Here is a 24,365-nt window from a genome sequence, read left to right as displayed (position 1 = left end):
CGACCATGGCTGACGTCTTTCGTGCTCTTGCAAGCGCCCTCTTCCATGCGACAACCTTCGAGCAAGCGGCAACGTCCCTCGGCAACGTCATGCTCGACGTGACGACCGAAGCGCTCGAGGAAAGCGACTATGCCAATGGCGCTCGGATTTTGCGCGTCATGGTGCACGTTCGCCCCGATGATGGATACCGTAAGCTGACGGTGATTGAACAAGATGTGGATGGAGATGGCCAGGATCGCGAACCTTGTGTTTCGTACGTGCCCTCCGCGACAGCGTGGCGTTGGGTTGCGAGCCATCGAAGCGCCGTGTCGATCGACGGGGTCATTGGCCGCGTGCAGCCTCATGCGCCCAAAGTAGCAGCGCACGTTCAGAAACGAGCGATGCAGCTCGACCCGATGGCCAGCAAGGAAACGCTCGACAGATTCGTCGGTCGCCGCGTCACGCATGTTTGCGCGTTGCCCATACGCATGCCTGGAGGTGCGATACACGGGATGGTTGCCATTGAAGCAGACGCCCGAATCGCAATGGGCAAGGATCTCATCTGGATGCTGGTGGGCGAAGATTTGCAGGTATTGGTCGACCTTGCGGCACCGCATCTCGTGAGCTTGCCGCAAGCGGTCGTAGCGAAAACGCCCATCGATGATTTTTTGCCCGTCGTCGGGAAAGCGACGGCACCGCTCGTATCGATGCTCCGCGTGTTTGCCAAACAGGAAGAAACGATTCTCTTGAGCGGTCCCACGGGTGCTGGCAAATCCCGTTTGGCGCGGTGGTGCAAAGAGCAATCGGCGCGCAAGGGCGGTCCCTTCGAGGTACTCGATTTGATGACGGTGCCCGAGGATTTGCAGATGGCCGAGCTATTCGGGTGGAAACGAGGGGCCTTCACGGGAGCGGTCAAGGATAGTTTGGGTACTGTGGGACGTGCCGAAAACGGGACGTTGTTCATCGACGAAATCGACAAGCTGTCCCTCAAGGCGCAAGCGGGCCTTCTGCATTTGCTCGAAGAACGGACCTACCGGGTGCTCGGGGAAGGTGACGGTGAAAAACGGGCCAATGTGCGCTTCATCATTGGCACGAATGCAAATTTGCTGCAAGACGTACAAGCAGGCAAATTCCGCGAAGATCTTTATTATCGCATCAATGTCCTCCCACTCAAGATTCCGCCGCTCGACGAACGATCGGATGAAATACCAGCTTGGGCCGATTACATGTTGAAGCGGCGCCACCGAGAATCATCGGCCGAAGCGCACGCCATTCTTTCTGAAGCAGCGGGTCGGATGTTGGCTTCGAGGGGCTGGCCGGGGAATTTGCGGCAGCTCGACAACGTGGTGCGGCGCGCGTATGCATTGGCATTGATGAAACATGGGGATGCCACGAGGGAGATTGTCCTGACGGACGTGGAAGTCGAAATGGCGCTCGCGTACGAAGATCCGCGCAGTCGCACATCGGTCACCGAAGCCATGCGCGAAGCTGCGCGACGATTCGTCGTGGAAGCGGAGCTTCGGCGCGACGCGAAAACGCTCAACTTGGATCACACGGACGCCTTCAAGGGCCTGGTGCTCGCCGCGGCCGAAGAACGGCTGGGCAGCAAGGACGAAGCGTATCGGCTGCTCGGCAAAGAAGCGTTATTGGCCAACCGCAATCATCACAAGCCGTTTCGAAAAGAAATCGAAAAACTCCACGCTCTCTACGAAGCGCTTGGCGAAGCGGAGCGTTTTCCGTACAAGCATTTGCTCGAGTCATGAAAGCATCGTCTCAGAGTCGGACCGCTGCTGCCCGCGAAGAACGACATTCTCGACGAAAGTGCTTACATCGCCGAATCCGAGGCAAACAATTCTTCGATGGATGCCACGGAGAATAGCTGCGCCGTCCAACGCTCGAGTTGCTCGGCAGTCGCCGTATCGACGCGACTTCCGACGCTAGCTGGAACATCACCGAAGCGTTGACGTAGGAGGCGGCGCAACATGTTGCGCCCGATGTCGAGCCCTTTCTTGTGCCCCTCGTCGAGCCCTTTCTTGTGCCCCTCGTCGAGCCCTTTCTTGTGCCCCTCGTCGAGCCCTTTCTTGTGCCCCTCGTCGAGCCCTTTCTTGTGCCCCTCGTCGAGCCCTTTCTTGTGCCCCTCGTCGAGCCCTTTCTTGTGCCCCTCGTCGAGCCCTTTCTTGTGCCCCTCGTCGAGCCCTTTCTTGTGCCCGTGCTGCTCGGCCTCCTGTTGCAGTTTCGCGATTTCAGGGTTTTTCTTCGCAATGAGCGCCTTGGCAACCTCGTTTTCGGCTTCCGCAAGTGTGCTATCGACGAGCGCCTTGACCGCAATCGGGCGGACAAACACGGGATCGTCGAACATCGCGTTCATGTCGAGCCGAGTGAATTCCCCGCTCGACTTCGACCATTCGCGAATTTCCCCCGACTTTACGAAGATGGCGAAGATGCGCCGAACCCCGCGCCGAGCCAGGTTCTTTGCTTTGCCCGTCACGTCGCTCATCGATTGTTCGTTGACAATCTCGAACGATAGCTCCTCGAGATACCGAGAACCGGTTTCAGGATCGATGCCCCTCTTACGGATGCACACATCCGTTGCGAAGTCCGATTCCACAGAACTGCGTGTGAGCAATTCGGTTGCCACGACAAATTCACGCAGAACGTGAGCGGCCAGCAAGAAGCCGGTGAGTGCTTGGGCATCTGCGTGAGGAGACAATGAACCCACGTCGATGACCTCACGCCCGTCGATGAGCTCGACCCGAGACACTTCGGGCACGACGATGTGCTCGTCGACCGGCGGAAATGGTGCTGGCGTGGGTTTGGACCGACGTTCCATGCGCGCTGGTGTATGCGATTCCGCAACACTGTGCGCACTCGAAGCGAGAACCATGGGTGCAGCAGGAACTCTCGGGTCCATCGGTCTCAAACGTAGCAGAAAAGCGGATGTGGGTGCAACCGGGAAAGCTCGGCGAAAATGCGCAGGTGCTTCGCAATCCGCGCATCCGTGAAGCAACCCAGTTCGTCATGGTCGAGGTTGCCCGGTTTACCCAGGAAATCGAGGTTCGTCAAGGACACGCGGACGGCTCGTCTGGAATTTCCGATCACGGCAACTGCACACCTGCGTGCGGACAGCAAGCGCCTGCTTGCAACCGACAAGCGCCACGCGCCGCCGATGAGCCGAGGTCCTTCGTGGATCGGCGGAGTTTCACGAGATTCGACGTGGTGTTGCAGATTGGCACATGGGTTGCTGAATGCCACTGCGAGCGTAACGAGACGCCAAGAAAAACATCAGCTCATCGTACTTCAGGAGAAAAACCATGCGTAGCCTTCAACTTGCACTTTCTTTCGTTCTTCCTCTCGGCCTTTTCGCTTGCACCGTCAATACGGTCGACCCCAATCCCGTTGGCAACGCAGGAAACGGCGGCGATGGTGGTGGGACCAGCAGCAGCAGCGGAATGGCCGGCGCTGGTGGTGACGGTGGCGGAATGCAACAAGGAACGGCACAAGTACGGTTCATGAATCCGGACTTCTTCCAGTCCGCCGAGCTCCACAGCGAGAATCAAAATGGCAACCCGCCGGCGGCCGAGTCGCTAGATCCTACCAAAGGCACGGCGTATCTCGATCGTGCGGCGGGCACGTACAGGTTTTTCGCGACGGGCCCGGATGGAATCATTGCCCAGAGCGACAACAACGTGCTCGAGGAGGAAAAACAGTACACGGTGGCAGGTCTGGGGTTGGGAAGCGGCAACCCGATGATGCTTTTCAAGCAAGATGATTACGCGAACATCGCTACGGACCACACGCGCTTCCATTTCATCAATGCGCAGTCGGCCGATTCGAGCGTCGAGATGGAGGCTTGGGTTCTCTATCCGAATCCCGATATGACGGAGACGGTGAAGGCCAATTTCAAGGGGAATTACGGCAGCATCAACACCGAAGAGCTCGCGTATGCCGCGACGCCGGTTCATTTGGAGGTGACGTGGCCATTGCCGAACGATCCAACGAGGAAGCTTTTGGTAACCTGGAACATCGCATCTTTCGTCCAGCAAAACAAGGATTCGGCTGTCGACGTTTACCTGAGCTTCACCGGGCAATGCGATATCAAGGAGCCGGATTTCAGTACCTGCAATCCGCACTTCATCGCTCAGGGAGTGAGCGGTTCCACGGGGGGCGCGATTCTCGTCTCCAAGGCCAACACGCCGTGAAGGGCAGTGGTCGGCATACATGAACGTGGCGAGCACCCGGAGCGAACGTTTCGATTTCGGGTGCTCGCATCTTTTCCACACAGCCCTACGTTTGGCCTTTCCGCGAGATGAGGACTGCAATATCATCCCATTTTTCGAGGAGTGTCCTCATGAAAAGCTCGCTTTCCGTTCGTTGTACATTGACCATTCCGTTCGCCTGTCTCGGCATCGTGGGATGCTCGGAAGCCGACGTGCCCCTTGATCCGATCGGCCAATTCGACACTGGAACGTACGAGATTTTCGATCCGAATGGAGTGCTGATCGGCGCGATCTACGCGTATCATGATTTGATCGACATCAAAAACAGCTACGAATACTGGAAGCTCGACCCAGCTTCGAGCGCGATGATCTGCAACGAAAAGAGCAATTGCAACCTCGCAGGTAAGGTCGTCAACCCCTCAACCACGACGAAATTCGGCGATTTTGCGGCTTGGCGAGACAACGAGGCCTATCGGTTCAACAATCCCTGGTACCTTCGTGCAACGTATGCGGACCACAAAGCAAACGATGATCTTTTTTGCGACGATACGACATGCAAATACGTGCCGTCGAACGATGTCCCGACAACACCCATTTCAATATTTCCTGCAGGTACGTACGAATACGGACGAGATTTCGTCGTCGTGACGAACAACGCAAAGGGCGCCGTTGAAACTTGGTTCATGAGTGCATTCTTTGCAAGTAGCAATCGATCGAACGAGACGATTTCCTTCACCACCGCGGTAAGCTCGGAGATTCCTTGCAGCATTGCCTGCGCTGCTTCATGCACGGGCGATTGCTCGTCGAAATTCCGGGTCGATGTCCAGTATGCCAAATGCACAGCCGCTCCAACGAGCACGACAGACTGCCAACAGTAGGTCAAACCGATCGTTCCGCGACGAACCCCCACGCTTCGTCGACGGACATCACATCCATTCGAAACCGCCAAAAATATTCGGGAATCGACGATCGAAGCTCGAGCATTGCGGGGAGCAATTCCACCGATGCATCCGGTCTGCATTTGCACAGCAGCCCCAGCATCTGAACGCCTGCCCCCGGAACCGGAATCTTCAATGCCGCATCCGCCAGCGCATGCCATTCTTCAGGCGTCGCCCCAATCGCAGCAATGGCCAGCGTTCGCGCAAAGAGCGCACCCCAGGTATTGCTCATCGCAGTCCATCGCTGCTCGGTTCGTCGAGCCAGCACGACCATTCGTTCCATGTCCCCACATCGCCACGCAATCGCCGCCTCGGTCAAACTCGCAAGCGCCTCCAAATCGACGACGCCCGTCTTTGCCGCAAGCTCGACGAACTCTTCGTCCACGTCCAGCGAATCACCTCGCCGATACCGAGCCGTTCGCGTCAGCCATTCAGCTCGAGCTTCACAATACGCATGCCGGCATTCCGCCGATAGCCTTCGCGCTTCGTCTGCGACGACCACGGCTTCGTCGAATCGGAATGCCTCGATGAGCGCCGATGCACAATTCAAATGGCTCGCTACGCGCTCCGTCGTCCATGGCTCGCCAACCGCAGCCTTTGCATGAAGCTCTGCCGCTTCGTCGAATCGACCTTCACGATAACGAAGGCGCCCGAGCCACCCCGAAAAACGTGTCTGTGCACGTTCGCCCGCGTCGCGTGCCCATCTTTCAGCTTCCTCGAGGACCGATTGTTCTTGCTCGAGCGAACATCGCCGCGCCGAATGAACGCGCACTTGCTGCCTGGTGCGTTCGAGGTCTGGATTCGAAAACGGTGCAATGCTGTCGACAAGCGAAATCGCGCGGTCTCCACCTGTCGTACGCATTGCGAGCGCCGCGCGCACGAGCCGTTCGAGCGCTTCCGTTTCCGCCGTCGCGTTCGTCACGCGGCACAATTCGTAGAGCACCGCATCGAGCGCCCTTGGCGACCCGTCCGCAATCGCCAGCTCGACCAACCACCCTAGCAAACGACTTTCGCCCCAATCGATATTTTGGGCAGCCCCTTGGCGCGCTGCCAAAAGGCCGTCCGACAAGAGCGCCGTCGCTCGACCGAGCCGCCCTTGCAACACGAGCGGCTCGGCCAGCGCAAGCGTTTCTGCAACGATTTCCGATGGATCGGTCGCCTCACGTTCGCTTTGAGACGCAATCAGATGAAAAAGACGACCCTCGGCACCTCGAGGTAATGCCTTGGCGATGGCTCGATGCGCACTTCTACGCCGCTCCGTGTTTCGTCGCGACAAACGCGCCGCGCGACCTTGCGCCATCGCTCGACCGTCGGCCAAGCGAACGACGGCGCCGCATTCCACGAGCTCCTCCATGTCCGCTTCGATGCCGCTTTGTGGACGATCCGTAATGCGTGACAAATCCTCGATATTCGTATGCGGCCACGATAGTTCGACCCATATCGCAAGCTCTTCGAGGTGTTGCGGCACCGGCGCACGCGCGGCTTCCGTTGATACGACGGGCGGCAATGGCAATGCGACGCGCCCTGCGGCGAGGCGATCGAGCGCTTCACGACTCACCATCCACTTCGGCCCCACTTTTTGCGCAAGTCCCGCACGTTCCCAAGCAGCCAATTCGCCCCAGATACGTGAGGGCAAACCCTGCGAACGTGCGTACAGCTCCTGCGCCGCATCTTCACATAAATGAAAGATCCGATCGGGTCCGATGAACAACTCACGCAATCGAGCCTCGGGCCACGGTTCGAGCGACACGACTTCGATGCTTGGGATCGCTCGCGCGGTTCGATCACGCAGCCGATCGATGAGGTCTCGTGCGGATTGCGGCCTTTCTTTCGGCGCACGCACGAGCAGCGAATCGATTGTGTTCGTTATGGCCACGGGCACATCGGGCGCGATGTCCGAAAGACGCGGCGACGGCTCTGTGAGGCGCAAGCGCATCAAAGTTTGAAAATCGTCCGCCTCGTGGGGCAATCGACCGGAAAGGGCCTCGTAAAGCATGACGCCGATGGCGTAAAGGTCGGTCGCGGGGGTAATGGTATCGCCCACGATTTGTTCGGGCGCGAGGTAATCGGGGGTGCCGAGAATATGGTCGTCGCTGGCCGAATCCCGTGCGAGCGATGGACCAAGGGACAAACCGAAGTCGAGCAACGTCGGGCGCCCATGTTCGTCGACGAGCACGTTGCCCGGTTTGATGTCACGATGAACAACGCCCGCGGTATGCACACGGTCCAGCGTTTCGAGCAAGGCAAGCGTTGGGCCCGCAATGCTCGACCACGTTTTTTCGGGTGTGCCAGGAAAAGGCGATCCCGATATACGTTCCATGACGAGAAACGGCCGTCCGCCATCGATGCCTTCGTCGAGCATTTGCACGACGCCGGGGATTCGCAAGAGCCGCAACGCCGAAACTTCCCGCCGTACGCGTGCTGGTTCGACGCCAACATCGGATCTGAGCAACTTGACCGCCACGAGCGTTTGGGTGAGCGTATCGTCGGCTTCCCACACTTCGCCGTGTCCGCCACGACCGATGACGCTACGAAGAACGTATCGGCCAGCAATGCAGTGTGGGACGTGTTCGCTGCTCACGTGAGCTTGGCACTCTTGTTGCATTTCGATTTCGTTGATGAGCGCCACGACATGATACGATGTTTTGCTCGGCCTTCAACAGCTATTCCAACAAGGAAAACGGACAATGCGCATTCGCTCGCTTTCTTTCTTCGTCGCTTTGGCCTCGGTTGTCGCCGGATGTAGCGACGAGGTCCCGTACGGTTCGTCACTCGCCGATTGCGAAGCCACAGATCCATTCCCGCTGCAGGCGGGTGAAACCATCGAAGCAGATTCTTGCTATCGCTTCGCTCGTGATACCTTTTCGTTTCCGAACTACGTGGGTGGCCCGATGCTTGGGCCTAAAGAAATGGCGGAAGTCTTTGGCACCGGCGTATGCTCGAAACACCTCGATACGTGCAGCCCGGACGACGAAATGGCTGGCTATTGCACGGCAGGTTGCATCCTCACGCCTCAGGCGCGGCGGCATATGGACGAATACAACAGCGCGATGAATGGCGGTCATTGTGATGGTTTGTCGGCGATGAGTCAGCTCATACACACAGGGTACGTCGATGCCCAGACATTTGGCAGCTCATCCGCCCATGGTTTGTCCGAAACCGATGGTCTTCGACGTGAAATCGCGCGGTGGTGGACGACCCAGGTGCCGGTTCAGCAGAGGGGCGCATCCCAGGACAAGACACCGGGCGATGCGTTGAAATACCTCGACAGCATATGGAATAGTGATGGGATGGCGACCTTGTGGATCCATTACATCACGGATGGTCACACGGCTGCACATGCCATCACGCCTTATGCCATCACGCACGACGAAAGCGGCACTCGACGCATCTACGTGTACGACAGCAATGACCCGACTGGAGTGCACTTCGTCGAGATTGATCAGGCGGAGAAGATCTGGTCGTACCAGCTCACGAATGGCCTATTTGCAGGCACGGACCATTCACCAAAGGGTTTTACCGAAATGCGGTTCGTTGCCGATGCGGACCGAACGGATCGGTATTGCTGGTTTTGCGAGGAATCCTTTGCAGACAAGGTGCAAGACCACGTGGTTCTGGGGGGCGACATGCTGGCTCGATTGGAAGACGAAGCCGGCAGCCCGTTTGTCGAAAAAAGCGCCGAGGGGGTGTGGAATTTGCTCAATGCCGAACTGCACTTCCCCTTTACGAACCTGGACGACCAACCATTGCCCAGCATCGTGCACGACGTGAACGCGCCGTACAAGGTCCGGTTCACGGGAGCATCGATCGGCGGAGAACCAGGGCGTCTTCTCGTGTCGTCTCCCGGCAGCACCGTGGGCATCGAGGGAATTTTTCTCATGCCAGATCAACACGGGATTGCGACGGTGCATCCCGACACGAACGAGATTGAATACGCGGCGAGCGGCACGGAAGAAGCGACGCTTCACGTCACGGCGCATCACGACGCTGCCGATTACGAATTCACGCTCACGATCAAGGCGCAAAGCGGGCACACGATGCGAATCAAAAATGACGAGGTCGCCGAAATCCTCATCGTCGATCTCGAAGCCGTCGACACGAGCTACGACGTGACGCTCGGTATCGAACGGCACATGCAGGGTCAATTGGAGAAAGCGACGTTCACGCAAGTGCCCCATGGGGCGGTCGTCGAATACACGATCACGTATGGTGAATTCAAAAGCGGCATCTCGGTCGATGTCGATATCGACAAGAACGGCATCGATTTCACCGAGACATGGATGCCGTAAAGCGCAGGCCTCGGCGAAACGTACCATTGGTTCAAACACAACGTGTCCGCATTGCGCAACGCGTAAGAACCATCGAGCAGCATTCACAGGACGCTCGGGACAAGTTCCCTCCGCGTCCGATTGCTGCAATTTTTCTTTCTTGCTGTAAATTCGACAAGGCACGATCTGGACAAACATTTTACCCAGACAGACGGAAAAATCGTGTAGGATCCTCGTATTGTCGGCGACTTTTTGCCGAAGGTCGAAGGAGGACACATGGCGGGATGGGATTGTGAAGCGGATGTCGTGATCGTTGGATCGGGTGCTGCTGCGCTCGCGGCCGCCGTGGCGGTCGTCAACGAGGGCAAGACGGTCTTGATGTACGAGGCTGCGGCGCAGCCTGGAGGGACGACGGCGCTGTCGGGCGGCGCGTTTTGGATTCCCAACAACGCTTTGATGCGTGCGGCGGGGCGTACCGACCCACGCGAAGACGCAATCAAGCTCATGGCGCGTCTGTCGTACCCATCGCTTTATGATCCGGAAGCGGTAAACGTCGGTTTGCCGCAGCGCCAGTACGATTTGATTGCGGCATATTACGACAATGCTTCGCCGATCATCGAGCTCATGACGCAGCTCGGGGCATTGCATCCGTACATCTATCCGCAATTCGGATTTTCCCCCGACCCTCTCTCGGATCCGGATTACTTCTCCGATCTGCCGGAAAACGCGGCGCCCTACGGGCGTGTTCTCGGCAATGCGCCGCCGAACGTGGTGGGCTGGCCGGGATACATGCTCACGCAGGGCATCATCGAATGGCTGGAGAATGAGGGCGTCACGATTAGCACGAACAGCCGTGTCGTATCGGTCGTGCAAAAGAACAGTGGTGAAGTGGTGGGGGTGGTGATCGACCATCTTGGATTCACGATCCGGGCCAAAGCCAAGCGCGGCGTCATCTTCGCGACGGGCGGTTTCGCGCATTCGGCGTCGAAGATGATTGGACTTTCGCGCGGACCGCTGTTTGGCACGGGCAGTGTGCCGACCACGCGTGGCGATTTTCTCGACATTGCCGCGTCGCTCGGGGCCTCCGTGGACAACCTTGCGAATGCATTCTACTTTCAGCTCGCCATCGAACGAGCTGCTGCGCAAAACGGGCTCGTGGGGCTCGATGGCATTTGCTGGCAGGCCTACGGCGATAGCAGCATCATCGTCAACAAGACCGGTAAGCGGTGCCAAAATGAAAAACTTCCGTATCACGTGCGTGGACAAACCCATTTCCACACGCTTGGAACGGACGAACCCAATCTCGTACAAATCATGATTTGGGACGACGCGGTTGCGCAGGAGCCCACGCCGTGGCCGTGGCGAAGCTTGGTGCCGATGCCGGGACCGCTGCCTTCGCACATCATTACGGCGAATACGCTGGGGGGCTTGGCTGCGCAAATTCAGGCGCGACTCGACGCGCTGCGCGGTCAACGCTTCTTTGCGGCGGGCGTCGTGCCGAACGTGCAGCTCGATCCGAATTTCGTGACGAACTTGCAGGACACGATTGCACGTTTCAATGGATTTGCAGCGTCCGGCGTGGATCTCGATTTCCAACGCGGCGCGACGGCATTCGAAAATGCTTGGCAAGGTCCGTCCCGAAGCGTCACTGCCAATCGTACGATGTATCCGATGTCGGCCGCGGGCCCCTATTATGCCGTATTGCTCGGCGCCGGGACGCTCGACACGTGCGGTGGTCCGGTCACCGCGGTGGACGGGCACGTGCTGCGCCCGAACGGCGCGCCGATTCCGGGGCTTTTTGGTGCAGGCAATTGCGTTGCATCGCCGGCGGGACGCGGCTATTGGGGCGCCGGCGGGACCATTGGCCCAGCACTCGTATTTGGTTTCCTTGCGGGCATCGGCGCGGCCAACGAGCCCAAGCATCCCGCGTAATCGACACTCCCGAAGCTCGTCGTCATTCTTCCGCGTACCGAGACCCCTTCTTCGATACTGCCCGCCACGATGGAAGCGCGGCGACAGTTCCGTACGCACAAACCACCCATTGGCAGAAAGATGCCTTCTCACGCAACCTGAGAAGGTGTAAGGTGCCGCAGCCGAAACGATGGCTGACAAGGAGATCGTCATGCAAAACAGAATCGCATTGATCACGGGTGGAAGTCGGGGGCTTGGTCGCAGCGGAGCTTTGGCGCTCGCTCGACGCGGCGTTGGTGTCGTGCTCACCTATCGTTCGCAGAAGGCGGAGGCCGATGGAGTCGTTGCGGAGATCGAGGGGCAAGGAGGCAAAGCGATAGCTCTTGCGCTCGATGTGGGGCATAGCGCGACATTTGCGGAGTTTGCTGAACGGGTCAAGCAAGCTTTGCGCGCCAAATGGGATCGAGACAGCTTCGATTTTCTCGTGAACAACGCCGGTATCGGCGTTCATGCGCAATTCGCCCAAACGACCGAGGAGCAGTTCACGGAATTGATGAACGTGCACCTCAAGGGGCCGTTTTTCTTGACGCAGACCCTATTGCCGCTCATCGCCGATGGCGGCAGAATCCTCAATATTTCGACGGGTCTTACGCGGTTTGCACTTCCCGGATATTCGGCCTATGCCGCCATGAAAGGTGCTTTGGAAGTGCTGACGCGTTACTGGGCAAAAGAGCTCGGACCCCGACGCATCAGCGTGAATACGCTCGCCCCGGGAGCGATCGAGACGGACTTTGGCGGCGGCGCCGTGCGCGACAATCCGCAGATCAATGCTTTCATTGCTTCGCAAACAGCGCTGGGTCGCGTGGGAAAGCCCGATGATATTGGCGGCGCCATTGCCGGCCTTTTGGCAGACGAAAGCTGTTGGATCAACGCCCAGCGCATTGAAGCAACAGGTGGTATGTTCGTATAAGACAAGCCAGACGGCCGGTTTGATCGCGGTTGCAGCCCCAATGCAACCATGCCGAGCCGCCGCCTCCATGGGCGCCGATCCGCGCCTACATCATGGCATCGTCGGGCAGAACCATGTCGATGTCTGGGCAAACGGACCGATGGGACCTATCCTTCCCGTATGCGATTTCTCTGCGACGCCATGCTCGGTGGGCTCGCCCGTTGGTTACGCGCCGCCGGGTACGACGCCGAATTCGAGTATGGCATTGCCGACCCCGAGCTCATCGCACGCGCGCGCCGCACAGGCCAGCTCATCCTCAGCTCCGATAGCGGAATTTTCGAAAGAAACGTCATCCGCACCGGCGCCGTGCCAGCGCTCTACGTGCCCCGTGATTTGAAACTCCAGGAACAACTCGCATTCGTCCTCGAGACGCTCCACCTTCCCGTGCGCGAACCCCGCTGCATGACTTGCGGCGGAGCGCTTCTCTCCATCGCCAAGGACGAAGTCCGCGCCGAAGCTCCTCCACGCACGTTCGAAACCACGATGCAATTCTGGCGCTGTTCGAGCTGCGGCAAGCTCTTATGGAAAGGAACACATTGGGCACGCATTGGGCAGACGCTCGATGCAGCGCGCGGTTTTGCGGCAAGCGTCGACGAGGACGAAACGTTGCTCGATAATGGCGTCGCCAAACGGTAACAACCGCCTCATTCCGTTTTTGCAAAAATCGTCCCCGCGACGGACTCCGACAGCTTTTGCCATTTCGCATACGCCTTCACCGCGGCCCCACGAATTTGCGCAGGCGCAGCCCCGTCGCCAATGGCTCGCACGACCGCATCGAGCACGTAACCTTCGGGCGCCATCAGCGTTCGCGTCATGACGAGCGTTTCCGAACCCGCAGCACGCAACGCCGGACCAAAGTATTGCTCCGACGCGCAGGCCAACACGAACGACGGAATCGCCGTCGCTCGACCCTTGGGAACAGCCGGCAATTCGACGCCGTCCATCAATCGGTTGTGCCCGGCGTATCCCGCAATGGACACTCGCACTTCTCGATCTTTTTCACCATCGCGAAAATGCACCACACCGCCATGGGTCGCTCGATGCCAAAACATGTCGACTGCTTGGTCGATCGAAGCGCCATGATACGCGTCCAAAACGACGATTTGCTCGATGGTTCGTCCTTCTGCAGCTCCCGGAATCATCCGGCGGTAGACGGCTCGTTCGAGAAGTGCGCCTTTTCCGCGAGCGACATCGATACGCGCAAACTCGCTCTGTTTGCGGTCGAAAAATCGTCGATGACCGAATAAGGCTCCCCAATAAAGGTTCGTGCGCAGATTACCGGCCGCGCCGGCAGCCGGGCTCCCGCAATCGATTTGTTCATTCGAGCAGAGCGGCACGATGACGTGGATGACGAGCGGTGCACTGGCGCCTGGCTCGCCGGCTCGGGCGATTGGCATGGTCGAGCACACGAGAAGCGCAGTCGCAACGAGGAACATGGCAAAGATTCGAGCGTGCATCATGGTGGTTGCACGTTCATCGGACGAGCCGGCCATAGTGTGACGAGGTGACGGGATTTTTTGTCAATGCCCATGCTGCCCCCGTCACCCTCAAGGAAACGTCAATTTCAACACCTCGGTTTCCCAGCGTTTCTTGAATGCATCGAGGTCCTTTTCGCCAAGCACTTTCAGGAGCGTCGAGTAGCCCGATGGATCCGTCGTTCGGTCCTGCAGATACGCCTTCCAGAACGGCACGAGCTGCCCGCGCTCCTGCAAATAATGCAGCAAGTATCGGCTCTGCGCGTAATTCGTCCCTGGATCCTCATTGTAAAATTCGCTCCGCGTCGTGTGCGTGAGCGCCCGAAAACTCGGCACGGTGCCTTGGACGATGGCCTTTTGCAAGCTCGGAAGACGCCAATTCGTGAGCCCAATGATGTGCCCATTTCGCTCGGCAGATTGCTCGAAAAGCGACCCGAGCCCTTCATTGAGCCATGCAGGACATTCCGGAACGTTCGCTTCGACGAACGGATGCACGATTTCATGCACCAACGTGCCGCCCCCCGTCGCGATGTTCATCACCAGCGCGTGGTGTTCAGACGAGTAAAACCCGTACGGCGTGCTCGGCGAATTCTCGAAGTGCTTTCGAACCGCCGCGTCGTACGATTGTTTTCCTCCAAAAAGCCAGATCGTGAGAATGCGTTCCGGGTCCTTGGTGAAAAAATCCTTTTTCAAGTGCTCGACGGCCCAGCGTACCGTACCCGCGGCGTGTGCGCGCACTTTTTCCGGCGATTCGTCTCCAACGACGACGAACGGAGGTTCGATGACCACCGTATGCTCGCGGCGAAGCATGGGTTTGAGCTTCAAAACATGTTGCGCATAAGCGGCCGGGGAAAAACCATTCCATGGCTGCATGGGCGGAATCGATGGAGAACCAGCGAGCCGCATTCGAATGACCGTCCATTCATCGGATTTGTACTGGAGCGGCCAAAGGCGCAAGAATCGGCTACGCGCCATCCGCATGTATCCGCCATTGTCAATGGCAGGATCGCTGTAAATCACTTCATCCTTGTCGTGATCGTATCCGAGCACCAATCGAAAATGCTCGGTCGTTTGAGGCTGCTCGTCGAAATGCGTGCATACGATTGAAGGAATCCCTTGCTTCAAGTCTTCATGAAGCTCGCGGAAAAGATTGCCGAGATCCGCCTCCGCATGCGCCGCGCGGGCCACGAACCACACGCGGCCAACGTCGAGGCCGAGGTTCACGAGGCCCTGCGTCAATTCACGCGTCGTCGCCCCCATTCCTCGAGCCGGATCCATCCCCGTAATACCAAAAACAGCGTCCTGATCGAGCGATACACCCTTGGCTCGAAGAAACATCTCGGTTGCCGCCTCGCCACAAAAATCCGGCTTCTGGCGAACGTGCGGAATGCCGGACACGAGCACCGTGGCAAGCTCGGGCAGAGGCCCCTCGATATGAACGTTTGGTACCACCGAGGGTGACGACGCATCCGGAGGACTCGGCACGCTGCTGGTGCAGCTTCCAAGGGCGAAAGCGAGGGTGCCAATCAAGATGGCTCGGTACATGGCGGGCTTTGACGCAGCGCGAAGGATTGTCATTGGGTCCATACGCGACGTCATCGCGCGAGGCCCGGAAAGTGTGACCGGATTTGTTGCATGTCGTCGTGAAAAAGTTGGATGGACGGAAAACAATTTCTGTAACGCAACGGAAGTTTGCTCTTGAAAACATCAATATATCGCGTTTACCATGTTATCCATGCGTCGATCGCTGATTCTCATCGGCTCGGTCGTGGCGATGGCAAGTGGTGGTTGCGGTGGCGGTCACGTTGGCGATCTTCCGCTCGTCGTGGTGGATGGCGCACCGGCGATTCCCCCGTACGTGCCCGGCGGAGTGTCCATTGACGTGCCCGAGGAGCTCACGGCGCTTGGAGCCAAAGGTAGTCGTCTGCTCGTGGGCACGAATGCGACCGTTTATGGTCTCGGCGATGTCGTCGGGACGCTCGAAGAATTGTCGGTATGGAGTGACGATCCGACGGTCCCTGCGTCGACGGGCGCGGTGCATGCGGTCGGGCGAAGGTCGGCGAATGTGCTCGTCGCGGCCGATGCGGGCATTTTTCATACGTCGGGTGAAAAGCTTCTCGTGTCCCCTGCCAGCAATCAGCTCGCGGCATTGGGCATTTCGGGATTCGCGGCGGAAAATGCCAATGGAACCGAACGGTTATGGCTCACGACGTCGTCCGGGCTCTATGAGCTTTCGAATGGATCGCTCTCCGCGTGGACGGTCGAGGGCGAAAGTGGCGCGCCGACGATCGTGGAATCGAGCGGTCACATCGTATTCGTTGCATTTGGGGAAAAGCTTTACGAATTGAATTTGGAGACGAGCGAAGCTGTCCTGATTCCGCATTCGTTCGGAACGATTCACGGCATTGCTCATGGTGCCGCAGGCACGGTGTACATTGCCGCGGACCGAGGTTTGTTCGAGCGAGGTGCGGATGGCGGCTACACGCAATACACGCTTTCGGATGGACCGGACCCCGTAGCGGCGTACGCGGTGGTCTTCGATCCGAAGAAAGGTATGTTCGGCGTGACGGCTGCGGGTATCGTGCTTGCGCAACCCGGAAAAACGCCGGCCGGGATTACGGCATTTCCTGCGAGTTTGCCGGCGGAAGCTCCGCCCATGGCAACGGCGGACGACATTGGCAATGTGTGGATCGGTGCAGGAAACAAGCTCGAGGGATTGCGTATAGGCTCGACGCTCACGTTCGACGCCGACGTGGTTCCGGTATTTCAAACGTATTGCGGATCGTGCCATCTCGATGGAGCGGGCAACTCACCCATCATTGACATGACCGACTACGAAACGGTCGTCGCCATGTCATCGAAAATCGTTTCCCGCATCAGCGCGGGACAAATGCCACCTGCGGCCAGCACACCCATGCCGGCCGAAGCGTTCGAAATCCTTTTGCGTTGGGAGGCGAGCGGAAGAAACCGATGAGCCATCTCGAAAAGAATAAAATAGTATTGTCCGTTCTGGCGATGATGTGTTCATCGCTGGCAGCGTTGCCTCGGGCCCATGCGGCTGATGACAACGCGTGTCTGCTCCACCGCCCTGCGCCCATCGAGCGGCAATTGCGGCGGCTATCGATTACGCTTCGCGGCCACGTGCCCGATTACGAGGAATATGCATCGGTCGAAGGCCTCGACATCGTGCCCGATTCCATCGTCGACGCGTATCTCGCGAGCGACGAATTTCGTTTGCAAATGCGAAGGTTCCACGAACAGCAGTTGCATACCAATCCAGCGACGGTCGCTCTCCGCTACAATGGCATGACGCTTTCGGAATCCACGGCGGAAACCGCAGGCTCGTCGACCAAAGTATGGAACCTCACTTCCACTGCGCGACGCAAGGCCTATCGAGGTGGACTTGGGACCCATGTTTGCCAAGATTTGCCGCAGAGCGATGCATCGCTTGGTTATGTCAATGGAGTTCCGAAATGTAAAAACATTGGGCCTGATTCGAGCGGCAACGATGTATGTCTCGAAGGCTGGGTGAACGTCGCTCCTTATTGGGATCCGGCGAACCCCATCAAGATATGCGCCTTCGACGCTCAAGACGCATTGACGTACGAAAAAACGACGAACCCGAATCCGGGGACGTATGCGTGCAGTGACTTTTCCGCGCAGAGTCAGCCGCGATGTGGTTGTGGGCCGAATCTTTCGTATTGTATGCGGTCGACGCTCGAACCGACGATTTGGGGCGATCTGCGCGAGCAGCTCCTGCGCCTCGTGGACGACCATGCGACCGGCATCGAGCCTTATTCGGAAATGCTCACGACGAGGCGAATGTACACGAACGGAAGGCTCGACTTCTGGAAGAAGAACCTCGCACCGACGCTCACGTATTCGCGAACGTACAACGAATGGCATACCGGCGACGCGGCGCTCGAACAAAACCCAGATTGGCTGGACACGTCGTGGCGTCCGGTGATGCGCGAGGCGCCGCATTCGGGTATATTGACGCTTCCGGCATTCACCCTGCGTTTTCAGACGAATCGCGGAAGGGCAAACCGTTTCCGTATTGCATTCCTGAACCAATACTTCGTCGCGCCATCGACGCCTGATCGCGTAGGCTGCACGGACGACGCAGCCGATGTTACGGAACGCTGCTATTGTCGCGATTGCCATCGCGTGCTCGAACCGCTTGCAGCACACTTTGCCGTGGTATCGGAAGCGGGAAGCGGGCTGCTCACGGATTTCGACAAAATCGTGTATTCGCAGTCGGCATGCAATGCGCAGGTGCTTCCTGGTTCGTCCAGCGTATGCAATCGGTTCTATGCCAAAGGGCAAGCGCCGGACCCGGACGATCCGACGAAAACGATTCCGGCGTGGCGCTTGATTCCGCTCGAATATGCCGACGCGCACCCCGAGGTCGCGGAAAACTTCGACAAGGGACCGGAAGCATTGGCAAAACAAATCATCGCCGATGGTTCGTTCGCGCGAGCGACCGTGGCCCATCTATTCACGTTTCTCATGAGGCGTGAAATGAACCTCGACCCGGCCAGCGAAGACAACGAGATCCCGCTGCTCGACGAATTGGCAAAGGAATTCCAGGCGGACGATAACCTGCCGCGCCTGGCCAAACGCATCGTGCAGCTTGCGGTGTTCCGGAGGATGCCGTGAAAATCCACTTGTCTATCCTCGCGCTCGTGGCGCTTTCCGGGTGCAGCTCGGGTGACGCACGAGACGCAAATACCGAATCCAAAGGCACCGTGCCTGCCCTCGATGGTCATCCGATTCCCGGCGGCGGCGTACGTCGATTGACGGTCGACGAGCTCCAAGCGTCCGTGCCGGTGGTCGCCGGAATGGACGAAAATGGCAATGCCATTACGTGGACGGTAAAGAAAGGCTCGAATACGTACGAAGGGTTCTCGAACGAAGGTTACGGAGCCTCGCTGGGACGTCCCGATTACGTGGTGACGACCGCGGAGAACCCGGAACCGAGCCCGCTGTATGCCAAGTTTGCCCGCGACATGGCGCTCGACGTGTGCGGCAAAATCATGAAGGCCGACTTGGCGCGCGCGGCTGGTGAACCGACGACGCTTTGGCACATGACCAAGGTCGACGGCACGGCAACGGCTGCGACAAACCAGGAAAATACCAAATACCTCGTCCTGCGTTTCTTGGGATTGCGCCTCGTGGACGGCGATCCCATGCTCGCATCGCTCGAAAGCGTCCGAGCCGAGGCTGCGGCAAACCCGAAGGACCCGGCAGGAAATGCCGAGGCGCAAGGGTGGCACGCGGTATGTGTCGCATTGTTCCAGGACCCCGCATTTCACATTGATTGAGAGGGAGGACGACGTGTCGAATAAACCTTGGATGACGCGCCGCCGAATGCTCTCCACGCTCGGCCTTTCCGCCGGTGCGTGGCTCATGCGCGATCTGGTGCTGCCTACGAGCGCCAATGCCGATGCAGCAACGCTCGCAAAAAGGCCACTGCTCATTTTCGCATACTTCAGCGGTGGATGGGATACGCTCCTCACGCTCGATCCGCGCGACGGGACAAAATTCAATGATCCCGCCGCGAAAATCCAAACCGGATACGATCGCGTTTGCGACGCCGTACCGGCAATTGAAAACGTGATGATGAATTGCGGGGGCACCGGTTTGGTAAAACCTGCGCAATCCAACATCACGTTTGGGCCGGCGATCGGGAAAATTGCCCAGCAGCATTACCAGGATCTTTGCGTCGTGCGCGGCATTGAAATGGCCACGCTCACGCACGAGGTCGGAAGGCGATATTTCTTGACGGGGAAGTTTCCGCGAGGACTCGCCGCATCGGGGAGTTCATTGCCGACGTGGGTCGTGCACGACGACCCTGGAGCGTCGGTCATTCCAAACCTCGTGGTGGGCGGCGTCGAAACGTACAACGAAGGTCTCGATCCGCGCGCGACGGGCCTCATGATTCGGTCGTCGAGCGATCTTTCGGCCATTCTAAAACCGCTCGTGGCGGGCAATGAACCGAACGACGCGACGAAAGCAGCGCTCACGGCGTATGCGGGCCAGGATCACTGCATTCACGAACAAATCGGGACGACGGGCCTGGTCAAGTCGTATCGAGCGGCCATGCAAAACGCCGAGCTCCTTTCCGAAGGCACGCTGTGGCAAAACTTCGACTTCAAGTCGAATCCGAGCGATCCTGCCATTCAGGAGCTTTACGCTGCGTTTGGCATCAATGCGGCGTCTCCGTCCTCGGACCTGGCGGGTCCCAAAGGCCAAGTTGCCATTGCAGCGCAGGCGCTCACGAAAAACATCAGCCAAGTCGTATCGATTCAAGTGGCCACTGGGCTCGATACGCACGACGACGATTGGGAATCGGTGCATCCTCCGAAGCTCATCGCCGGATTCGATGCACTGTCGGACCTCATTTCGTACTTGAAAACGAAAACGGATCCGAACGGTCAGCCTTTCTGGAATCGTACCGTGCTCGTGTGTTTTTCGGAATTCTCGCGCACCCCGAGCATCAATGTGCGCGGCGGAAGAGACCATCATTTGTCGAATGCGTGTCTCGTCGCCGGCATGGGGATTGCAGGCAACAAAGTCATTGGCGCAACGGGCGTGGACGATTACGCGTCGCGTGCGATCAATCTCGCAACGGGCGAGGTCGAAGAAGGCGGATCGCCGATACGGCCGGCCGATATCCACGCCACGGTGCTCGAAGCAATGGGTCTCGGGTACGACCACATTTCCAACCAAAGCCCCAAGATCATCGACGCGATGTTGAAGGGCTAGTTTCCTGCCGGGTCTGGATCTGGACGCTCGCTTCGCGCGGCTTGATTCGGCGCTGCGGCGGGGCCCTGTTTTCGTTGAGGGGCCGAAGGCGGCGCGTCCCGGGTGCTTTGCGCTTCGCGCCGAGAAACAAGGCTCGCCCGAAGCTACTTATTCAACGAAGTGGCGGAGGATCGCTGCTCTAGGCTATCGCTCGATGCGCATTTTGTGCACGATAAGGCTTGACGCCTCGTGCACATTCTTGTCTCATCTGATCATGCCCGACGACCTCGTTCACGTTCGCCTCGAATCCGAAGACTTTTCTTGCGACGACGTGCAAATCTTCGAAGTTGCCGGGCGCGAAAGCTTGGGGCGCCTTTTCGAGATTGCCATCAGCGTCGTCACCACCGCGCCGGGAGGTCTCGACATCGCCGCGGTCGAAGGAGCAACGGCAACACTCGTCTTCCAAGTGGAGCAGCAAGACGTTCGTCGCATCCACGGAATGATTGCCGTGATCGACGACTTCCTCGATACGCAACCCGACACGCGTTCGTATCGATTGCTGCTCGTGCCGCGCGCCCATCGCCTGACGCTGGTACGCACGCAAGAGATCTTCATGGACTTGTCGGTGCCGGACATCATCAAGAAAAAACTCGAATTGGTGGGTCTCGGTGCAGCGGATGTCGAAATGCGTTTGTCCGATTCGTATGCGCCGCGCGAGTTCGTCGTGCAATACCAAGAATCGGACCTCGCCTTCATTTCACGTCTGGCCGAACACGAGGGCATCACGTTTTTCTTCGATCACGAATCGGGCGTGGACAAAATGGTGTTCACGGATCGCAACGTCGGTTTTCCCGCGCTCGCTGGACATGAAATGATTCCATTCCGCGGACGCGGCGACAAGCGGGACATCTATCGCGTGGAAAACACCTCGCGTGTCGTGCCTCGAGCGCACGTCGTGCACGATTACAACTATCGCTTGCCGCTCGTCGATCCCACGGGCAGCGCGGAGGCTCCATCCGGGTTTGGCGGCGGATTGGTCGAATACGGCGCGCATTGCAAAACGCCCGAAGAGGCGCTACGCCTGGCGACCATTCGCGCCGAAGAGACCGAAGCGAGGCACCGAGTTTTCACGCTCGAGAGCGATCTCGGCTTCATTGCTTCGGGAAATCGATTCACGCTCGAAGGGCATCCTAAATTGGGCGATACGGAATTTCTCATTACGGAAGCGGTTCACTCCGGGCGGTTTCCTGTCACCATCTTCGGTGGGAAGCAAGAAATGCCATATACCAATACGTTCCACGCGATCGAAGCGTCGATTCCCTTTCGCCCCGCGCGCACGACGCCCAAACCGCGCATTCACGGCGTGGTCAATGGCATCGTTGCGCATGAAATCGAGGGGACGGAGAGTCTGTTTGCACGCCTCGACGAACATGGCCGGTACCTCGTTCGTTTGATGTTCGACACATCCCAGACGGGTGATCGCCAATTCGTTTCACGCCGCATTCGAATGGCGCAGCCGCATTCCGGGGCAAACTACGGCCACCATTTCCCGTTGAAACCAGGCACCGAAGTGCTCGTTGGTTTCGTCGACGGCGACCCCGATCGCCCCATCATTCTCATGACGGCGCCAAACCCGATTACCCCTTCGCCCGTTGCAGCGAATTGCGCTCCCGCGCATCGCATCAAGACGGCCACCGGCATTCTCATCGAAATGAAGGACGCATGACTGTTTCGTTGTTTTGCCTCGATGGCGAGAAGGCGCCCGACGCAATCGCGGCCGATTTGCGGCTCGTAGCGAGTTTGCCCGAAAAGGCTCGCGCGCGATTCTGGGAAGCGCTTGGACCGGCGCTCCCCGAACCCGTCCCCGAATCCGTGGAAACGGCGCTCGATGCATTCTCCCGCGCCTTCGACGTCCCATCCAACGAGCTTGCACGAGCGCTCAGGGCAAGCCGATTCCTCGTGCGTGAAGCGAGCGCTCGGGGCCTCGACCGCACCCAATTCGAAGAAGACATCATACGCCTATGCGGCGGGACGCTTGCTCCCGAAGCTGCGATCATCGCTCCCATTCTGCTTTCGCGTTACGACGCAGCCCGAGCGTCTCTTGGGGCAACGGCATATCGCGAGACGATTGCAGACCACGGCTACGTGCTACGTTCCGTGGAATGGCGCATCGATTCCGTGCTCGCATCGAGCCGCGGGAATACCGGAGGCGCCCGCGTTGCCGTGCTGACGCTCGGATATGGCAGGAGTAACGAAGAAAAACAACTCACCGTGCATGTGACACCGGACAAACTCGAAGAATTACGGCGCGCGTGTGAACGAATGTTGCGTGTTTGATGAATTGATTGCGAAATTATCGCTTGCAGGATGACGGACGGGTACAATCGATCGAGGAGAGGGAATCATGGCAGACGAACTCACGGCAGCAGGTAAATACTTTTTGATTTCCGTGCCGGATTTCGCAAACGACCCCGTTGGCGATCCTTCGGCTGATCGTCGAAGTCAACCCATGACGTCATTCTTGCGCATGGGCGCATTTCACGAAAATGCAGCCAACGCCGGAGGTGCGGTCCAGCGCGCGTACGAACTGGCCAAACATGCGCAGGTCGTCAGCACGGTGCAAGGCGGGCACTTGACGGAACCCTACGGTGCGGAAATCGATACTTCGGAAACGGGCGTCGAGGGCAAAGGGGTTTTTCTTGCCGACCAGCGTAAATGGCACCCAGACGACGGCACGATTCCCGTCCCGAGCCGCCTCGAACAAAGCGGCGCGCTGCTCAATCGCGGTGGCTGGTGGGATCATTCCGATGGCAATCGCGTTTCAACGACGTACGGCGACAAGGTCGAAGTCATTCGCGGCAACTACAAAATGGTCGTCATGCACAGGCAAGACGACCCCGCCATGGGTGGCGGATTCGACATCTCCGGCGGCCATATACAAGATCTCGGCCCCAATTCCATGCCCGGAGCGAGCGTGCGCGTCGAGTTTCGTCCAGGCATGTTCGGCAAACCCGGCACCTGGCACCTCGAAAACACAACCAACAATTTCATTCAAACGAGCGATTACGCCGGTGACTTTTTCGAGCACTGGTATGGCAATTTGAAGCACTGCTTCGTCGGTTCGGAAAGTCCACAGGAGTGGAACGAAGCTCTCCAAAAACCATTCAACAACCCGGAAATCCTCGAAAAGACTTGGGCGCGCAAGATCGAAGGGTATACGGGCAGCTCCGCTTGGCGTATTCCGACGATCACCGAAGAAACCCACGCTGTCGTGACAAGCTCGCTCACGGACGTCTCGGTGAGCATTACGGAGACGACGTATTGCGACGGGACCATGACCTCCAAGACCGGAAGCGCGACACGCCGCGTTCCTGCAATGTTCGAGGAAACGTATGCTGTTGCGACCAATACGAAATCGGATGTCGGCAATTCGAATGACATGACCATCGTCGGCGCGGCCATGGAAACCACCATTGCCGGCGCGCTCGGAAGCTTGACGATCGCCGGCGCTCAGCTCGAAACGGAAATCGTCGGCCTCAAAGGCAGCGTCAGCATCGTCCCTTTTACGGGCGAATTCACGCTCGGCACGAAGGTTGGCTTGACCATCGGCGCGGGAGCCGAATTCCAATTTGGGCCGTTCAAAGAATTTTCTTTTCCAGACGACGACGAGACCAAGCTCGCTGAACAACGGCGCGCACTCAAACGGATCGAAATGGCGCTCGACCGCATCGAAATGAATATCCAGGAAAACCATACGGCCTTGTCGATGGCGTTCCAGGCGCTCGCCGTTCACCTCGGAATGTGATTTTTCGGGACCACGC

General features: G+C 58.4%; 18 protein-coding genes. 14 read left to right on the top strand and 4 right to left on the bottom strand.

The window, feature by feature from the left end; all coding sequences use genetic code 11:
- Window positions 1–5: 5 nt before the first annotated feature.
- Window positions 6–1,742 carry a sigma-54-dependent Fis family transcriptional regulator gene (locus IPM54_17865; GenBank protein ID MBK9261658.1) on the top strand — a complete coding sequence of 579 codons (1,737 nt, stop codon included), beginning with the start codon at window positions 6–8 and terminating at the stop codon, window positions 1,740–1,742.
- A 62-nt stretch (window positions 1,743–1,804) separates the two neighbouring features.
- Here the strand turns inward: IPM54_17865 and IPM54_17860 are convergent, their stop codons facing one another.
- A complete protein-coding gene (locus tag IPM54_17860) occupies window positions 1,805–2,809 on the bottom strand; it encodes a DUF4351 domain-containing protein (protein MBK9261657.1) in 1,005 nt (334 codons plus the stop codon).
- Window positions 2,810–3,290: 481 nt separating this feature from the next.
- On the opposite strand from IPM54_17860, the gene IPM54_17855 reads away from it, so the two are divergent.
- Window positions 3,291–4,178: a DUF4397 domain-containing protein gene (locus IPM54_17855; GenBank protein ID MBK9261656.1), complete on the top strand. Its 888-nt coding sequence runs from the start codon at window positions 3,291–3,293 to the stop codon at window positions 4,176–4,178.
- Window positions 4,179–4,327: 149 nt separating this feature from the next.
- Window positions 4,328–5,074: a hypothetical protein gene (locus IPM54_17850; GenBank protein MBK9261655.1), complete on the top strand. Its 747-nt coding sequence runs from the start codon at window positions 4,328–4,330 to the stop codon at window positions 5,072–5,074.
- A 1-nt stretch (window position 5,075) separates the two neighbouring features.
- Here the strand turns inward: IPM54_17850 and IPM54_17845 are convergent, their stop codons facing one another.
- Window positions 5,076–7,763: a serine/threonine protein kinase gene (locus tag IPM54_17845; GenBank protein ID MBK9261654.1), complete on the bottom strand. Its 2,688-nt coding sequence runs from the start codon at window positions 7,761–7,763 to the stop codon at window positions 5,076–5,078.
- A gap of 58 nt (window positions 7,764–7,821) precedes the next feature.
- Here IPM54_17845 and IPM54_17840 point away from each other — a divergent pair, with 58 nt between their 5' ends.
- The 4 genes from IPM54_17840 (at window position 7,822) to IPM54_17825 (ending at window position 12,958) form a co-directional block, all read left to right on the top strand.
- Window positions 7,822–9,423, top strand: a complete 1,602-nt coding sequence (locus IPM54_17840) for a hypothetical protein (GenBank protein MBK9261653.1) — start codon at window positions 7,822–7,824, stop codon at window positions 9,421–9,423.
- Between the two features lie 255 nt (window positions 9,424–9,678).
- The gene (locus IPM54_17835; GenBank protein MBK9261652.1) at window positions 9,679–11,334 is read left to right on the top strand and encodes an FAD-dependent oxidoreductase; all 1,656 of its coding nucleotides are present in this window, start codon (window positions 9,679–9,681) and stop codon (window positions 11,332–11,334) included.
- Between the two features lie 190 nt (window positions 11,335–11,524).
- Complete coding sequence (locus IPM54_17830; protein ID MBK9261651.1) at window positions 11,525–12,283, top strand: SDR family oxidoreductase; 759 nt, start codon at window positions 11,525–11,527, stop codon at window positions 12,281–12,283.
- Window positions 12,284–12,442: 159 nt separating this feature from the next.
- Window positions 12,443–12,958, top strand: a complete 516-nt coding sequence (locus IPM54_17825; protein ID MBK9261650.1) for a Mut7-C RNAse domain-containing protein — start codon at window positions 12,443–12,445, stop codon at window positions 12,956–12,958.
- An 8-nt stretch (window positions 12,959–12,966) separates the two neighbouring features.
- On the opposite strand, the gene IPM54_17820 is transcribed toward IPM54_17825, so the two are convergent.
- A complete protein-coding gene (locus IPM54_17820) occupies window positions 12,967–13,782 on the bottom strand; it encodes a hypothetical protein (protein MBK9261649.1) in 816 nt (271 codons plus the stop codon).
- A gap of 87 nt (window positions 13,783–13,869) precedes the next feature.
- A complete protein-coding gene (locus IPM54_17815; protein MBK9261648.1) occupies window positions 13,870–15,327 on the bottom strand; it encodes a C39 family peptidase in 1,458 nt (485 codons plus the stop codon).
- A gap of 205 nt (window positions 15,328–15,532) precedes the next feature.
- Between IPM54_17815 and IPM54_17810 the strand changes: the two genes are divergently transcribed.
- From IPM54_17810 to IPM54_17780, 7 genes are all read left to right on the top strand, one after another.
- Window positions 15,533–16,771, top strand: a complete 1,239-nt coding sequence (locus IPM54_17810; GenBank protein MBK9261647.1) for a hypothetical protein — start codon at window positions 15,533–15,535, stop codon at window positions 16,769–16,771.
- Complete coding sequence (locus IPM54_17805) at window positions 16,768–18,456, top strand: hypothetical protein (GenBank protein ID MBK9261646.1); 1,689 nt, start codon at window positions 16,768–16,770, stop codon at window positions 18,454–18,456. The genes IPM54_17810 and IPM54_17805 overlap by 4 nt, the downstream gene beginning before the upstream one ends.
- On the top strand, window positions 18,453–19,121 hold the full coding sequence (locus IPM54_17800) for a hypothetical protein (GenBank protein ID MBK9261645.1): 669 nt from the start codon (window positions 18,453–18,455) through the stop codon (window positions 19,119–19,121). Before IPM54_17805 ends, IPM54_17800 begins: the two co-directional genes overlap by 4 nt.
- A gap of 13 nt (window positions 19,122–19,134) precedes the next feature.
- Entirely contained in the window at window positions 19,135–20,565 is a 1,431-nt protein-coding gene (locus IPM54_17795; GenBank protein MBK9261644.1) for a DUF1501 domain-containing protein, read from the top strand.
- Between the two features lie 253 nt (window positions 20,566–20,818).
- Window positions 20,819–22,270 carry a type VI secretion system tip protein VgrG gene (tssI, locus tag IPM54_17790; protein ID MBK9261643.1) on the top strand — a complete coding sequence of 484 codons (1,452 nt, stop codon included), beginning with the start codon at window positions 20,819–20,821 and terminating at the stop codon, window positions 22,268–22,270.
- Window positions 22,267–22,881 carry a hypothetical protein gene (locus tag IPM54_17785; protein ID MBK9261642.1) on the top strand — a complete coding sequence of 205 codons (615 nt, stop codon included), beginning with the start codon at window positions 22,267–22,269 and terminating at the stop codon, window positions 22,879–22,881. The genes tssI and IPM54_17785 overlap by 4 nt, the downstream gene beginning before the upstream one ends.
- Window positions 22,882–22,948: 67 nt before the next feature.
- Window positions 22,949–24,349, top strand: coding sequence for a hypothetical protein (locus IPM54_17780; GenBank protein ID MBK9261641.1), 1,401 nt, complete (start codon window positions 22,949–22,951; stop codon window positions 24,347–24,349).
- Window positions 24,350–24,365 lie beyond the last annotated feature (16 nt).

This window comes from Polyangiaceae bacterium, from assembly GCA_016715885.1.
GTDB lineage: Bacteria > Myxococcota_A > Polyangia > Polyangiales > Polyangiaceae > Polyangium.
The sequence above is the reverse complement of the archived record's forward strand: the minus strand, read 5'-3'. Positions and strand labels throughout refer to the sequence as shown.